Here is a 15609-nt window from a genome sequence, read left to right as displayed (position 1 = left end):
ATCCATCGCACCGGAGGTCACCGCATGACCGTCCTGCCCACCGGGCTCGACACCGCCGGACCCGAGTACGCCGCCAACCGGGCCGCCCTCCTCGCCAAGCTCGACGACCTCGCGGCCGAGCACGCGAAGGCGCTGGCCGGGGGCGGTGAGAAGTACGTGGCGCGGCACCGTTCGCGCGGGAAGCTGCCCGCCCGCGAGCGGATCGAGCTCCTGATCGACCCGGACACCCCGTTCCTGGAACTGTCGCCGCTGGCCGGCTGGGGCAGCGACTACACCGTGGGCGCCTCGCTCGTCACCGGGATCGGGGTGGTGGAGGGCGTCGAGTGCCTGATCACCGCCAACGACCCGACCGTACGCGGCGGCGCCTCCAACCCGTGGACCCTGAAGAAGGCGCTGAGGGCCAACGAGATCGCCTTCGCCAACCGGCTGCCCTGCGTCAGCCTGGTGGAGTCCGGAGGCGCCGACCTGCCCTCGCAGAAGGAGATCTTCATCCCCGGCGGCGCGCTCTTCCGCGACCTCACCCGGCTCTCCGCCGCCGGAATCCCCACCGTGGCCGTGGTGTTCGGCAACTCCACCGCCGGAGGCGCGTACGTCCCCGGGATGTCCGACCACACCGTCATGATCAAGGACCGGTCCAAGGTCTTCCTCGGCGGGCCGCCGCTGGTGAAGATGGCGACCGGCGAGGAGAGCGACGACGAATCGCTCGGCGGCGCCGGGATGCACGCCCGCACCTCCGGGCTCGCCGACCACTTCGCCGTGGACGAGCACGACGCGCTGCGGCAGGCCCGCCGGATCGTCGCCCGCCTCAACTGGCGCAAGGCGCACGTCGATCCGGGCCCCGCCGAACCGCCGAAGTACGACGAGGAGGAACTGCTCGGCATCGTGCCGGGCGACCTGAAGGTGCCGTTCGACCCGCGCGAGGTCATCGCCCGGCTCGTCGACGGCTCCGACTTCGACGCCTTCAAGCCGCTCTACGGCACCAGCCTGGTCACCGGCTGGGCGCGGCTGCACGGCTACCCGGTCGGCATCCTCGCCAACGCGCAGGGAGTGCTCTTCAGCGCCGAGTCGCAGAAGGCCGCCCAGTTCATCCAGCTCGCCAACCAGCGCGACATCCCGCTGCTCTTCCTGCACAACACCACCGGCTACATGGTCGGCAAGGAGTACGAGCAGGGCGGCATCATCAAGCACGGCGCGATGATGATCAACGCGGTCTCCAACTCCAGGGTCCCGCACCTCTCCGTGCTGATGGGCGCCTCCTACGGGGCCGGCCACTACGGCATGTGCGGACGCGCCTACGACCCCCGCTTCCTCTTCGCCTGGCCCAGCAGCAAGTCCGCCGTGATGGGCCCGCAGCAGCTCGCGGGCGTCCTCTCCCTCGTCGCCCGCGCCTCGGCCGCCGCCAAGGGCCGCCCGTACGACGACGAGGCCGACGCCGGGCTGCGCGCCCTGGTGGAGCAGCAGATCGAGGCCGAGTCGCTGCCGGTCTTCCTCTCCGGGCGGCTCTACGACGACGGGGTCATCGACCCCCGCGACACCAGGACCGTCCTCGGGATGTGCCTGTCCGCGATCCACACGGCCCCCGTCGAAGGCGCCCGCGGCGGCTTCGGCGTCTTCCGGATGTGAGCCGCGGCAGGACCAGGAGCGCCGTGAGAACAGAGAGGACTGAGAGGACTGACGTGATCACTTCCCTGCTCGTCGCCAACCGCGGCGAGATCGCCTGCCGGATCTTCCGCACCTGCCGGGCGCTCGGCATCACCACCGTCGCCGTGTACTCCGACGCGGACGCCGGCGCCCTGCACGTCCGCGAGGCCGACCTCGCCGTACGGCTGCCGGGCGCGGCGCCCGCCGACACCTACCTCCGCGGCGACCTGATCGTCGCCGCCGCGCTGGCTGCGGGGGCCGACGCCGTGCACCCCGGGTACGGCTTCCTCTCCGAGAACGCCCCCTTCGCCGCCGCCGTGCAGGACGCCGGGCTCACCTGGGTCGGCCCGCCGGTCAAGGCGATCGAGCAGATGGCGTCGAAGACCCGCGCCAAGGAGCTGATGGCCGCCGCCGAGGTCCCGCTGCTCGCCCCCGTCGACCCGGCCGCCGCGACCGAGGAAGACCTGCCGCTGCTGCTCAAGGCGGCGGCGGGCGGCGGTGGCCGCGGGATGCGGATCGTGCGGGAACTCGGCTCGCTGCCCGCCGAGTTGACGGCCGCCAGGGCCGAGGCGGAGTCCGCGTTCGGGGACGGCGAGGTGTTCGCGGAACCGTACGTGGAGCGAGGCCGGCACGTCGAGGTGCAGGTGATGGCCGACGACCACGGCACCGTCTGGGCGCTCGGCACCCGCGACTGCTCCCTCCAGCGCCGCCACCAGAAGGTCGTCGAGGAGGCCCCCGCGCCCGGCCTCGGCGAGGAGCTGCGGGCCCGGCTGCACGACGCGGCGGTGGCCGCCGCACGGGCCGTCGGCTACCGGGGCGCGGGGACCGTGGAGTTCCTGGTCTCCGCCGACGGGCGGCCGTACTTCCTGGAGATGAACACCCGCCTCCAGGTCGAACACCCCGTCACCGAGGCGGTGTTCGGCCTCGACCTGGTCGCCCTCCAGCTGCGGACCGCCGAGGGCGAGCCGCTGCCCGCCGCCGGGCCGCCCGCCCCCGAGGGGCACGCCGTGGAGGCCCGGCTCTACGCCGAGGACCCCGCCCACGACTGGCGCCCGCAGACCGGGCTCCTGCACGCGCTCGACCTGCCCGGCGAACCGGGGGTCCGCCTGGACACCGGCTACACCGGCGGCGACACCATCGGGGTGCACTACGACCCGATGCTCGCCAAGGTCGTCGCCCACGCCGCCACCCGCACCGAGGCCGTCCGCCTCCTCGCCCGCACCCTGGAACGCGCCCGCGTCCACGGCCCGGTCACCAACCGGGACCTGCTGGTCCGCTCCCTGCGCCACCCCGACTTCCTCGCCGCCCGCCTCGACACCGGCTTCTACGACCGCCACCTCGCCGCCCTCACCCCCGCCCCCGACGAGGCGGCCGTCCGCCGTGCCGCCCTGGCCGCCACCCTCGCCGACGCGGCGGCCCGTACGGCGGGGGGAGCGGTACGGACGACCGACGCGGCGGCCCGTACGGCGGGGGAAGCGGTACGGACCCCGGCGCACGCCGCCGTACCCGCCCGCTTCGGCGCCTGGCGCAACCTCCCCTCCCAGCCGCAGACCAAGCGCCACCGCGCCGAGCCCGACGCCGGGGAGTACGAGACCGCCTACCGGGCCACCCGCACGGGCCCCGTCCCGCACGAGGCGCCCGGCATCCGCGTGACGGAGGTCCGCCCCGACCGGGTCGCCCTCGAACTCGACGGTGTCACCCGCAGATTCGCCGTCACCGTCCACGGCGACCAGGTGTACGTGGACACGGCGGACGGCTCCCACGCCTTCACCGCCCTGCCCCGCTTCACCGATCCCGCCACCCGCAGCGAACCCGGCTCCCTGCTCGCCCCCATGCCCGGCACCGTCGTCCGCCTCGCGGAAGGGCTGGCGGCCGGGTCCGCCGTCGAGGCCGGGCAGCCGCTGATCTGGCTGGAGGCGATGAAGATGGAGCACCGCATCCTCGCCCCCGCCACCGGCACCCTCACCGCGCTCCACGCCGCGCCGGGCCTCCAGGTGGAGGTCGGCGCACTGCTCGCCGTCGTACAGGACACGCCCCACGTCCAGGACACGCCCGAAGAGGAACCCCACGCCCAGGAGGAACCGCAGCCATGAGCACCGTCCTCGAATCCGCCGAGCACCAGGCGCTCCGCGCCGCCGTCGCCGCCCTCGGCAAGCGCTACGGGCGCGCCTACCTGACCTCCGTCGTCGCGGAGGGCCGGCACACCGACGAACTCTGGTCGGATGCCGCCAAGTCCGGCTACCTCGGCGTGAACCTCCCCGAGGAGTACGGCGGTGGCGGCGCCGGGATGGCGGAACTCTCCATCGTGCTGGAGGAGTTGGGGGCCGCCGGTGCCCCGTTGCTGATGATGGTGGTCTCCCCGGCGATCTGCGGCACGGTGATCGCCCGCTTCGGCACCGAGGCGCAGAAGCGGCAGTGGCTCCCCGGGCTCGCCGACGGCAGCGTCACCATGGCCTTCGGGATCACCGAGCCGGACGCCGGATCCAACGCGCACCGGATCACCACCACCGCCCGCCGCGACGGCGACGACTGGCTGCTCACCGGCCGGAAGGTCTTCGTCTCGGGCGTCGACATCGCCGACGCCACGCTCGTCGTGGGCCGCACCGAGGACGCCCGTACCGGGAAGCTCAAGCCCTGCCTCTTCATCGTCCCGCGCGACGCCCCCGGGTTCGGGCGCTCGCAGATCGACATGGAACTCCACGCCCCGGAGAAGCAGTTCGAGCTGGTCCTCGACGACGTACGGCTGCCCGCCGAGGCGCTCGTCGGCGACGAGGACGCCGGGCTGCTCCAGCTCTTCGCCGGGCTCAACCCCGAGCGCATCATGACCGCCGCCTTCGGTATCGGCATGGGCCGGTACGCGCTCGGCCGGGCCGTCGAGTACGCGAAGACCCGCCAGGTGTGGAAGACCCCGATCGGTGCCCACCAGGCCGTCGCCCACCCGCTCGCCGTCGCCCATGTCGAACTCGAACTGGCCCGGCTGATGATGCAGAAGGCCGCCGCCCTCTACGACGCGGGCGACGACATCGGCGCGGGCGAGGCCGCCAACATGGCCAAGTACGCGGCCGGGGAGGCGTGCGTGAAGGCCGTCGACCAGGCGGTGCACACTCTCGGCGGCAACGGCCTCACCCGCGAGTACGGGCTCGCCTCGCTCATCACCGCCGCCCGCGTCGCCCGGATCGCCCCGGTCAGCCGGGAGATGATCCTCAACTACGTCTCCCACCAGTCGCTGGGCCTGCCGAAGTCGTACTGACCCCCGCCAGAAGATCCGCGCCGAGAAGTACCGCTTCCAGCCGCCCACCGCGTCGACAGGGGACCGCCATGGTGTTCCGCAGCGAGTACGCAGACGTCGCCCTCCTCAGCACACCCATCCACGAAGCCGTCCTCGGCCGGGCCGCCGAGTTCGGGGAGACCGCCGCGCTGGTCGACGGCACGAACGGGATGACCCTCACCTACGCCCAACTCGACCACTTTCACCGGCGGATCGCCGCCGCGCTCGCCGAGGCCGGGCTCCGCAAGGGCGACGTCCTCGCCCTGCACAGCCCCAACACCATCGCCTACCCGCCCGTGTTCTACGGGGCGACGCGCGCGGGTGCCTCCGTCACCACGGTCCACCCGCTGGCCACCGCCGAGGAGTTCGCCAAGCAGCTCACCGACGCCTCCGCGCGCTGGATCGTCACCGTCTCCCCGCTCCTGGACACCGCCCGCCGGGCTGCCGAACGGGCGGGCGGGATACGGCAGATCTTCGTCTGCGACGCCGCCGAGGGGTACACCTCGGTGCTCGACATGCTCGGTTCCACCGCCCCCGAACCGCGGGTGGAGATCGACCCGGACGAGGACGTCGCCGTGCTGCCGTACTCCTCCGGCACCACCGGCGCCCCCAAGGGGGTGATGCTGACCCACACCTCCATCGCCACCAACCTGGAGCAGCTCCAGCCGTTGGCCCCTCTCGTCCAGGATGAGCCAGTTCTGGCCGTATTGCCCTTTTTTCATATCTACGGGCTCACCGCGCTGATGAACGGGCCGCTCCGGCACGGGGCGACCGTGGTGGTGCTGCCCCGCTTCGACCTGGACCAGTTCCTGGCCGCCATCGAGAAGCACCGGATCGCCGGACTGTACGTGGCCCCGCCCATCGTGCTGGCCCTCGCCAAGCACCCGGCCGTCGCCCGCTACGACCTCTCCTCGCTCCGCTACATCGTCTCCGCCGCCGCCCCGCTCGACGCCGACCTGGCCCGCGCCTGCTCGGAGCGGCTCGGGCTACCTCCCGTACGGCAGGCGTACGGCATGACCGAGCTCTCCCCGGGCACCCACGTCGTGCCGCTCTCCGAGGAGAACCCGCCGGACGGCACGGCCGGCAAGCTGATCCCCGGCACCGAGATGCGGATCGTGCGGCTCACCGACCCCGGGCAGGACGCGGAGCCCGGCGAGGAGGGCGAGATCCTCATCCGGGGCCCCCAGGTGATGAAGGGCTACCTCGGCCGCCCCGACGCCACCGCCGCCATGATCGACGAGGACGGCTGGGTGCACACCGGGGACGTCGGCCGGGTCGACGGGAACGGCTGGCTGTACGTCGTCGACCGGGTCAAGGAGCTGATCAAGTACAAGGGCTACCAGGTCGCCCCCGCCGAACTGGAGGCCCTGCTGCTCGGCCACGAACACCTCGCCGACGCCGCCGTCATCGGCGTGTACGACGACGCGGGCAACGAGATCCCCAAGGCGTTCCTGGTCCGCTCACCGTCCCCGGACGCCCTGGAGCTCACGCCCGAGGACGTGCTCGCCTACGTCGCCGAGCGCGTCGCCCCGTACAAGAAGATCCGGCGGGCCGAGTTCATCGACGCGGTGCCCCGGGCCACCTCGGGCAAGATCCTCCGCCGCGAACTCCGGGACCGCGAACTCCGGGACCGCGAACTCCGTGACCAGGCAGGGCAGTCGGGGCAGCAGGCCGCCGGCGCCGAAGGGAGCCCCGCATGAGCAGCCTCGCCGCACCCGTCCACGACCGGGGCATCACCACCCTCACCCTGGACGCCCCCGCCCGCCGCAACGCCCTCTCCGCCGAACTGGTCGGCGAACTGGCCCGGTCGCTCGACGCCTGCGCCGCGGACGCCGCCGTGCGGGCTGTCGTACTGACCCACACCGGCACCACCTTCTGCGCCGGGGCCGACCTCACGTCACCCGCCGATCCCCGGGAGTTCGTGGCCCTGCTGCGGAAGATCGTCGCCCTGCCCAAGCCGGTGGTCGGCCGGGTCACCGGACACGTCCGGGCCGGCGGGCTGGGGTTGCTCGGGGCCTGTGACATCGCGGTGGCCGGGCCCGGGGCGAGCTTCGCGCTCACCGAGTCGCGGCTCGGGCTCGCCCCGGCGGTGATCTCGCTGACCCTGCTGCCCCGCCTCGAACGCTCCGCCGCCGCCCGCTACTTCCTCACCGGCGAACGGTTCGACGCGGTCGAGGCCGCCCGCATCTCCCTGGTCACCCTCGCCGCGGGCGACCCGGCGGGAGCCGTCGCCCCGGGCGAGGGCGCGGACGAGGTGGACAAGGCGCTCGAACCCGTACTGGACGGACTGCGCAAGGCGTCCCCGCAGGGGCTGATGGCGTCGAAGCAGCTGGTCACGGCTACCGTGCTGGAGAGTTTCGACCAACACGCCGAAGACCTCGTCGCCCTGTCCACCGCGCTCTTCGCCTCCGACGACGCACGGGAGGGGATGACGGCCTTCCTCGAACGACGGGACCCCGCATGGGTGTGGTGACGCCCCCGAACGACACGCCCCGCTCCGGAACGGCCGCCGCGGGCGCGGCCAAGTCGCCCAAGCAGGACCGCAGCCGGGCCACCCGGCAGCGGCTCCTGGAGGCAGCCGTGGCCTGCCTCGCCGCCCACGGCTGGGCGGGCTCCACGGTCTCCGTCGTCGCCGAACGGGCCGGGGTCTCCCGGGGTGCCGCCCAGCACCACTTCCCCACCCGCGAGGACCTGTTCACCGGCGCCGTCGAGTACGTCGCGGAGGAGCGCTCCGCCGCGCTGCGGGCGCTCCCCGTGCAGGGCCGCGCGGAGGTCGTCGCCGCGCTCGTCGACCTGTACACCGGGCCGCTCTTCCGCGCCGCGCTCCAGCTCTGGGTGGCCGCCTCCAACGAGCCCCAACTGCGCCCCCGGGTCACCGAACTCGAAGCCCGCGTCGGCCGGGAGACCCACCGCATCGCCGTCGCCCTGCTCGGGGCCGACGAGAGCGGGCCCGGGGTGCGCGAGACGGTCCAGGGCCTCCTGGACATGGCCCGGGGACTCGGCCTCGCCAACCTCCTCACCGACGACACCGCCCGCCGCCGGAAGGTCGTGGCCCAGTGGGCGGCGCTGGTGGAGGGCGCGCTGGACTGAGGCGCACCCGACCCGGACGCGAGCCGCAGGGGAACGGCTGTTTCCGGACGATTCCGGGGCACGGGCGATTCCGGGGCACGGACGATTCCGGGTGCGCGCGGTGGTTGCCGTGCGCACCCGGGACCCCGGCCCGCCGTCTCAGCCCGTGACCGGCGTGATCGAGTCGTACCCGTCGATCTCGCGCGGGTCCCGCGCCGCCGGGCCCACGTACTGGGCCGAGGGCCGCACCAGCCGTCCCGTGCGCTTCTGCTCCAGGATGTGCGCCGACCAGCCGGCCGTGCGGGCACAGGTGAACATCGAGGTGAACATGTGCGCCGGGACCTCCGCGAAGTCCAGCACGATCGCCGCCCAGAACTCCACGTTCGTCGCCAGCACCCGGTCCGGGCGCCGGGCGTGCAGTTCCTCCAGCGCCGCCTTCTCCAGCGCCTGAGCCACCTCGAAGCGGGGCGCGGCCAGTTCGCGCGCGGTGCGCCGCAGCACCCGGGCGCGCGGGTCCTCGGCGCGGTAGACGCGGTGGCCGAAGCCCATCAGACGTTCGCCCTTGTCCAGCGCCCGCTTCACGTAGGCGGTGGCGTCGCCGGTCCGCTCGATCTCCTCGATCATGCCGAGGACCCGGGACGGGGCGCCGCCGTGCAGCGGGCCCGACATCGCGCCGACCGCGCCCGACAGGGCCGCCGCCACGTCCGCGCCGGTCGACGCGATGACCCGGGCGGTGAACGTGGAGGCGTTCATGCCGTGTTCGGCGGCCGACGTCCAGTAGGCGTCGACGGCCTTGACGTGCTTGGGGTCCGGCTCGCCGCGCCAGCGGATCATGAACCGCTCGACGACGGACTCCGCCTTGTCGATCTCGCTCTGCGGCACCATCGCGAGCCCCTGCCCGCGCGCCGACTGCGCCACGTACGACAGGGCCATCACGGCCGCCCGCGCGAGGTTGTCGCGGGCCGTCGCCGCGTCGATGTCGAGCAGCGGCTTCAGGCCCCACACCGGAGCGAGCATCGCCAGCGCCGACTGCACGTCGACCCGGATGTCACCGGAGTGGACCGGGATGGGGAACGGTTCGGCGGCCGGCAGGCCGGGGTTGAACGCCCCGTCCACCAACAGCCCCCAGACGTTGCCGAAGGACACGTGACCGACGAGGTTCTCGATGTCGATCCCGCGATAACGGAGCGCCCCGCCTTCCCTGTCCGGTTCGGCGATCTCCGTCTCGAACGCGACGACTCCCTCAAGTCCGGGTACGAATGCGGACATCAGGCGGCTCCCTCTGTGCGGCTGCGAGCTGTGTCGGTGAGGACCCCGGCTGCGAAGCCCGAAGCCCCGAAAGGCCCTCGACGGGGCCTGACCCCCGATAGTGGCGGCTTCCCCCGGGGCAAGGAAGGGTGATGTCTCGCACAGCACCCCCGCGTGTCGCGCGGGACCGCCGCTTGACGCGCGACGGCGTCGCTCGACGCGAGACGGCGCCGCTCCCGGCTCGTCCGGCCCCGGCCTCCTGCGGCAGGATGAGCCCGTGCCCACAGCTGACCCGACACCTCCGTCCGTTTCCCGTCCGGCCGTGTCCCCGTCCTCCGATTGCACCATCGATCCGGCGGCGATGCGCGAGCAGTACCGTTCCGAGGCGTTCGCCGAGCAGGATCTCGCCCCCGATCCCATGGACCAGTTCGCCCGCTGGTTCCGGCAGGTCGCGGCCGGGGGCATCCTGCACGAGCCGAACGCCATGGTGGTCTCCACCGCCGCGCCGGACGGCCGCCCGTCCTCCCGCACGGTGCTGCTCAAGGGCTTCGACGCGAGCGGCTTCGTCTTCTACACCAACTACGGGTCCCGCAAGGGCCGGGAGCTGGCCGCGAACCCCTACGTCTCGCTGCTCTTCCCCTGGCACCCGCTCGCCCGCCAGGTCGTCGTCACCGGAGTCGCGGAGCGCGTGAGCCGCGAGGAGACCGTGGCGTACTTCCGTACCCGCCCGCACGGCTCCCAGCTCGGCGCGTGGGCGAGCGCCCAGTCCACGGTCATCGGCTCCCGCCGTGAGCTCACCGAGCGGTACGAGGAGTTGGCGGCCCGCTACCCGGAGGGCGAGAAGGTGCCCGTACCGCCGCACTGGGGCGGGTTCCGGGTCGTGCCGGAGACGGTGGAGTTCTGGCAGGGCCACGAGAACCGGCTGCACGACCGGCTGCGGTACGTACGTCCCCCGGCGGCCGGGACCGGCTGGCGCGTGGAACGCCTCTGCCCCTGAGGCCCGGGCGTCAGGGCTGTCACGCAAGCGGGAAAAGCAGAACCCGCAGGCTCGGGTCCCTCCGTGCGGAGGAGCCGGCCGGATCTACCGGCGAGCCTGCGGGTCGGTGACTGCTTGGGTTTCGGCAGACAGCCTGCCGAGGTGCACGATGTGCGACGACGGGCTGTCAGCCCGCAGCCACCTCACGAATCCGATAAGACTGCACTTTTCGGATCACCTCCTTTCAGCGTGTGCGCCAAGCCTAGAAACCTCGTCCGGGCCGCACAACCTATTTCTCGGAAGCGGCTGTGCGCCGCGTCACGGTCGAGTTCAATGGGTATCTGACGTGCGCAAACGCACGCCGGCAGGCGTACCGCCGGCAGGCGCGGTACGTACAGCGGGGACGGCACGTTCTGCGGGGGTACGGAATGAGTCCTTCCATGGGCAGCGGTACGGCCGGCCAGTCCGCGTCGGACGCCTCGGGTGCCACCGGCGCCCCGGCGGCCGGACCCGGCGCCGAACTCCTCGCCGCGCTCCTCGACGGCATGGACACCGCGCTCTTCGCCCTCGACGCCGCCGGCACCGTCACCCACTGGAACCGCCAGGCCGAACGCGTCCTCGGCTGGTCCGCCGCCGAGGTCGTCGGCCGGGACGGCTTCGCCGGGTGGGCGGTGCGCGGGCCCGACGCCGACGAGGTGCGGCGACGGCTGATGGCGATCCAGGACTCCGCGGGCCGCCAGGTCCACGAGTTCGCGCTGGTCCGCAAGGACGGCGGCCGGGTCCTCGTCCGGATGCAGGCCGCGGGGATGCGCGGCGGGGACGGCGGACCCGCCGGGGTCTACTGCGCGTTCAGCGAGGCGCACGCCCAGATCGACCTGGAACGCTCCATCGCGATGAGCGAGGCGCTGTTCCGGGACGGGCCCTGGGGCGTGGTGCTGGTCGACGCCGATCTGCGGCCCACCGTCGTCAACGCGCACGCCGCGCGGGCGCTCGGCGGCGGCCGGACCTCCCTGCTGGGCCGCCCCCTCGGCGAGGTCGTCCTCCAGGGGGTGGAGGACCTCGAAGGCGCCTTCCACCACGTGCTCGCCGCCGGGGCGCCGCCCGCCCCCGCCGAACTCTGGCTGACCCTGCGCAGCCGTGAGGGCGAGCGGCGGCGCTGCTGGCGCAGCGGCTTCCTCCGGCTCTGCTCGCCCCTCACCGAGGAGGCGGTGCCGCTCGGCGTCGCCTGGCTGTTCCAGGACGTGACGGAGGCGCGTACCGCCGAGCAGGCCTCGGCCCGGCTGCGGTTCCGCTCCGCCCAGCTGCACCGGGCGGCCAGGGCCGCCGCCGAGTGCGAGGACCCGTGGGAGGCGGCGACGACCACCCTCGACTTCTCGCTGGCGGGCTTCGCCGACCACGCGCTGCTCGACCTGGTGGCGGGGGAGCGGCTGGTCCGCACGGCGGCCACCCCGGCCGACGCCCCGGGCCCCTGCCTGCTGGTGGCCGGGGGCTCGCTCCCCGCGCGTTACGACTCCGGCCACCCGGCCCTCCAGTCGCTGGACCGGATCGCCCCGGTCCGGGTGAGCGCGGGCCCCGCCGGGGAGTCCTGGGCGACCGACCGGCAGTGGCCCCGGCACGCTGCGCACGCCCTCTGCGCGGCCCTGCGCAGCCGGGGCCGGACCCTCGGGGTGGTGACCTTCCTGCGGACGGCGGACCGCCCGGCCTTCGAGCGGGAGGACGCGGCCCACGCGGAGAGCGCGGCGGTCCGGGTGGCCTCCGCGGTGGACCTGGCGCTGCTGCTCGACGGGCGTTTGGGCGGCTGACCCCGGGGGACGGAGCTGCCGGGGCGGCGCCGGGGGCGCGCCGGCGCCGGTTGCCGGCCGGTCAGTGCTGGTAGAAGATCCGGTCCCGGTTCTCGTCGAACACGCGCCGGTTCCACGCGTGGCCGCCGTCGACGTTGCCCGAGCGCAGCAGCGGCGGCTCGATGCCGCGGGCGGCCAGCTCCTCGGCGGCGGCGGCCATCGTCGCCTGCATCAGCGCGCTGGTCACGACGGTGGAGGCGGGGGCGAACGGGGCGCCGACCCCGTCGGTGGTCAGCTCCGCGTCGCCCACCGCGATCTTGCTGTCCAGCACGATGTCGCAGTGGTCGAGAAGGAAGCCGCCCGTGGCCGCCCGGGACGAGGTGGCGGTCGCGTACGCCACCGAGGTCACCCCGATCACGGTGAGGCCGCGCGCCCGTGCCTCGCGGGCCATCTCGACGGGCAGGGTGTTGCGGCCGGAGAGCGAGACGATCACCAGCAGGTCGCCCGCCCTGGCCGGGCTGGCCGCGAGCACGGTGGTGGCGAGCCCCTCCACCCGCTCCAGCGCCGAGCCGAGGGTCGCGGGCATCACGTCGACCCCGACGGTGCCCGGCACCGCGAGGAGGTTCATCAGGGCGGGGCCGCCCGCCCGGTAGACCACGTCCTGCGCGGCGAGCGAGGAGTGTCCGGCGCCGAAGGCGAAGAGCCGGCCGCCCGCGGCGACGGTGTCGGCGACCGCCGCCCCGGCCGCCGCGACGGAGGCGGACTCCTCGTCGCGGACCCGGGCCAGCAGCCCGATGGCCGCGTCGAAGAACTGGCCTGCCAGCTTGCTCTCGCTCATCGGGGGGCCCTTTCGGCGTGGGGTGGGCGACCGGTCCGCGGCGCCCCGTCCGACCGTTCCCGTCGGGCGCGCAGGATCGGTCACGACCTGGGTGCCGATCACGTTGCGGTCCGGACCACCGCACTGTCAAGACCGTCCCCGGCCGTTCGCCGACGGGCCCTGCCGACGGGCGCGGCACGGTTGACAGCGCGATGCGTCAGAATTGGACGAGGGCCACAGCACGGCGGCAACACGGCAGCATGACGTTTCACCGTCACAGTTATGAGGGGCACGAATGTCCGGACTGATCGACACCACGGAGATGTATCTCCGCACCATCCTCGAACTGGAAGAGGAAGGCGTGGTCCCGATGCGCGCCCGTATCGCTGAGCGGCTGGACCAGTCCGGTCCGACGGTCAGCCAGACGGTGGCCCGGATGGAGCGCGACGGACTGGTCCAGGTCGCCGGGGACCGCCACCTGGAGCTGACCGAGGAGGGCCGGCGCCTGGCCACCCGCGTCATGCGCAAGCACCGCCTCGCCGAGTGTCTGCTCGTCGACGTGATCGGCCTGGAGTGGGAGCAGGTGCACGCCGAGGCCTGCCGCTGGGAGCACGTGATGAGCGAGGCCGTGGAGCGGCGGGTGCTGGAGCTGCTGCGCCACCCCACGGAGTCCCCGTACGGCAACCCGATCCCGGGCCTGGAGGAGCTGGGCGAGCACGCCGAGGCCGATCCGTTCCTGGAGCAGGGCATGGTCAGCCTGGCCGAGCTGGACCCGGGCAGCGACGGCAAGACCGTCGTGGTGCGCCGGATCGGCGAGCCCATCCAGACCGACGCCCAGCTGATGTACACGCTCCGGCGCGCCGGGGTCCAGCCGGGCGCCGTCGTCAGCGTGACGGCGGCGGCGGGCGGTGTGCTGGTCGGCTCGGGCGGGGAGGCGGCGGAGCTGGACAGCGAGGTCGCCTCGCACGTCTTCGTCGCCAAGCGCTGAGCGACCGGCTCTCCGTCCCGCCGAGAACGGAGCGACCGGCTCTCCGGCCCGCCGAGAACGGAGCGGGTGCGGGCGCATCCGCCGGAGCGGGGGTGCGCACGGCCCGGAGCACGAGGGAGCACGCGCGGTGGACCCGCGCCCCGCGCGCCGGGAAGCCCCGCCGGTGTGCCGAGGAGCGCCCGGGAGCGGCGCGAGCGCGCGGCGCACGCTCTGAGCAGGGGCGAAACCCCCGCCACGCCCCGCGTCCCACCGCACGGGACCGCGGAAGCGGGCGTCACGGTCATCCAACCGTGACGTCCGCTTTCTCTTTTCCGTACGGAATTGCAGCGGCCGGGCGGCTCGCGTGCCAGGCTTGAGCCAGGCATATGACCTGAGGTCGCCGGCCGGGTGGGCCGTGCGGCAGGGGAGGAGCAGGGAATGCGCCCGTCGTACCAGCACGTGCAGCGGTACGCGCCCCCCGTGCGCCCACGTACGCCTCCACCGGGCACCGCGCGAGGCGGCCCGGTTCGCCCGGCGGACTCCGTCGCGTCGTCCTCCGGCCGTCGGCGCCGGGGCGTGGAGCGCGTCGGCGCCGCCCCGGGGGCGTGCGACGGCGCACGCGCCCCCGCCGCGGTCGCGAGCGCGGCGGAGGCGGTGGCCGGGAGGCCAAAGACCCCGGCGCTCCAAGGCGCCGGGACCCGTCCTCCCCGGTGTCGACCCGGAGCCCCGAGCTCCCAGGGTCGTTTCCGCGGACCGTCATCCCCGAGCGGCCCGCTCCCCGCTGAACATCTCCCCAGGTCGGCGGCGGCCAATCATGGAACGTAGTCACCCGAACGAGCGGTGTTGACCGTCGGACCCGCCGTTTTCGAATAAAGGTTCGATAGTGTGAGCGGCGAGGCCACCCGTGATCGAGAACCAGAAGGGGATGCCAGGACATATGGTGCGGCGCATCGATGTGACGGGCTCGGACGGCGTCCGGCTCGCGGCCTGGGAGTTCACCGATCCGCCCAAGGGGCGCGCGGAGGAAGCGAGTGCGCCGGGAGTCTTACTGCTGCACGGACTGATGGGCCGGGCCACCCACTGGGCCGCCCAGGCCCAGTGGCTCTCGGAGCGGTACCGCGTGGTCGGGCTCGACCAGCGCGGCCACGGCCGCAGCGAGAAGCCCGCGGACGGCCCGTACACCCGGGACGCGTACGTGGACGACGTCGAGAGCGCGGTCGAACAGCTCGGCCTCGGCCCGGTGACCCTCGTCGGGCACGCCATGGGCGCCCTCACCGCCTGGCAGCTCGCCGCCAAACGCCCCGACCTCGTCCGGGCGCTGGTCATCTGCGACATGCGGGCCTCCGCGCCCGGCGCCGCCACCCAGCGCGAGTGGAGCGACTGGCTCGACTCCTGGCCGCTCCCCTTCGCGACCCTCGCCGCCGTCCGCAAGTGGTTCGGCGAGGACGATCCGTGGGTGGAACGCCCCAACCCCGCACGCGGCGAGTTCTTCGCCGAGGTCATGGCCGAGGGCGACGACGGCTGGCGGCCCGTCTTCTCCCGCCGCCAGATGCTGGCGTCCCGGGCGACCTGGGTCCTGGACGCGCACTGGGAGGAGCTGGCGCAGGTCCGCTGCCCGACGCTGGTGCTGCGCGGGACGGACGCCCAGCTGGGCCGCGCCGAGGCCCAGGAGATGGTCCGGGTGCTGCCGCTCGGGCAGTACGCCGAGGTGCCCGACGCCGGCCACCTCGTCCACTACGACCGGCCGGACGCCTGGCGCGCCGCGGTCGAACCCTTCCTGGCGGCCCTCGCCGACGCCTCCCCGGCGCGGGCGGTGTCCTGACCGACGCGTGCGGGGCCCCG

General features: G+C 73.9%; 12 protein-coding genes. 10 read left to right on the top strand and 2 right to left on the bottom strand.

Going from position 1 to position 15609, the window contains the following annotated elements; genetic code table 11:
• Positions 1-24: 24 nt before the first annotated feature.
• The 6 genes from ACFWEE_RS02085 (at position 25) to ACFWEE_RS02060 (ending at position 7999) form a co-directional block, all read left to right on the top strand.
• Positions 25-1623, top strand: coding sequence for an acyl-CoA carboxylase subunit beta (locus tag ACFWEE_RS02085; protein WP_386885554.1), 1599 nt, complete (start codon positions 25-27; stop codon positions 1621-1623).
• Positions 1624-1676: 53 nt separating this feature from the next.
• Positions 1677-3734 (top strand): biotin carboxylase N-terminal domain-containing protein, encoded by a 2058-nt coding sequence (locus ACFWEE_RS02080; RefSeq protein ID WP_386885552.1) that lies wholly within the window; start codon positions 1677-1679, stop codon positions 3732-3734.
• Positions 3731-4891, top strand: a complete 1161-nt coding sequence (locus tag ACFWEE_RS02075) for an acyl-CoA dehydrogenase family protein (protein WP_386885550.1) — start codon at positions 3731-3733, stop codon at positions 4889-4891. The genes ACFWEE_RS02080 and ACFWEE_RS02075 overlap by 4 nt, the downstream gene beginning before the upstream one ends.
• 68 nt (positions 4892-4959) lie before the next feature.
• Positions 4960-6609: an AMP-binding protein gene (locus tag ACFWEE_RS02070; RefSeq protein WP_386885549.1), complete on the top strand. Its 1650-nt coding sequence runs from the start codon at positions 4960-4962 to the stop codon at positions 6607-6609.
• Entirely contained in the window at positions 6606-7382 is a 777-nt protein-coding gene (locus ACFWEE_RS02065; RefSeq protein WP_386885548.1) for an enoyl-CoA hydratase family protein, read from the top strand. The genes ACFWEE_RS02070 and ACFWEE_RS02065 overlap by 4 nt, the downstream gene beginning before the upstream one ends.
• A complete protein-coding gene (locus ACFWEE_RS02060; RefSeq protein WP_386885547.1) occupies positions 7370-7999 on the top strand; it encodes a TetR/AcrR family transcriptional regulator in 630 nt (209 codons plus the stop codon). The genes ACFWEE_RS02065 and ACFWEE_RS02060 overlap by 13 nt, the downstream gene beginning before the upstream one ends.
• Before the next feature lie 138 nt (positions 8000-8137).
• Here the strand turns inward: ACFWEE_RS02060 and ACFWEE_RS02055 are convergent, their stop codons facing one another.
• Positions 8138-9247, bottom strand: coding sequence for a citrate synthase 2 (locus ACFWEE_RS02055; RefSeq protein ID WP_386885546.1), 1110 nt, complete (start codon positions 9245-9247; stop codon positions 8138-8140).
• 340 nt (positions 9248-9587) lie between these two features.
• On the opposite strand from ACFWEE_RS02055, the gene pdxH reads away from it, so the two are divergent.
• Together pdxH and ACFWEE_RS02045 are read left to right on the top strand one after the other, a co-directional pair.
• Positions 9588-10223: a pyridoxamine 5'-phosphate oxidase gene (gene pdxH, locus ACFWEE_RS02050; protein WP_386885804.1), complete on the top strand. Its 636-nt coding sequence runs from the start codon at positions 9588-9590 to the stop codon at positions 10221-10223.
• Positions 10224-10642: 419 nt separating this feature from the next.
• A complete protein-coding gene (locus ACFWEE_RS02045; RefSeq protein ID WP_386885545.1) occupies positions 10643-12004 on the top strand; it encodes a PAS domain-containing protein in 1362 nt (453 codons plus the stop codon).
• A 61-nt stretch (positions 12005-12065) separates the two neighbouring features.
• Here the strand turns inward: ACFWEE_RS02045 and ACFWEE_RS02040 are convergent, their stop codons facing one another.
• On the bottom strand, positions 12066-12821 hold the full coding sequence (locus ACFWEE_RS02040; protein WP_386885544.1) for an SIS domain-containing protein: 756 nt from the start codon (positions 12819-12821) through the stop codon (positions 12066-12068).
• A 274-nt stretch (positions 12822-13095) separates the two neighbouring features.
• Between ACFWEE_RS02040 and ACFWEE_RS02035 the strand changes: the two genes are divergently transcribed.
• Positions 13096-13788, top strand: coding sequence for a metal-dependent transcriptional regulator (locus ACFWEE_RS02035; RefSeq protein WP_328721153.1), 693 nt, complete (start codon positions 13096-13098; stop codon positions 13786-13788).
• Positions 13789-14704: 916 nt separating this feature from the next.
• The gene (locus ACFWEE_RS02030; protein ID WP_386885802.1) at positions 14705-15589 is read left to right on the top strand and encodes an alpha/beta fold hydrolase; all 885 of its coding nucleotides are present in this window, start codon (positions 14705-14707) and stop codon (positions 15587-15589) included.
• Positions 15590-15609: the final 20 nt, after the last annotated feature.

The organism is Streptomyces sp. NPDC060184 (genome assembly GCF_042728795.1).
Classification (GTDB): Bacteria; Actinomycetota; Actinomycetes; order Streptomycetales; family Streptomycetaceae; genus Streptomyces.
The sequence above is the reverse complement of the archived record's forward strand: the minus strand, read 5'-3'. Positions and strand labels throughout refer to the sequence as shown.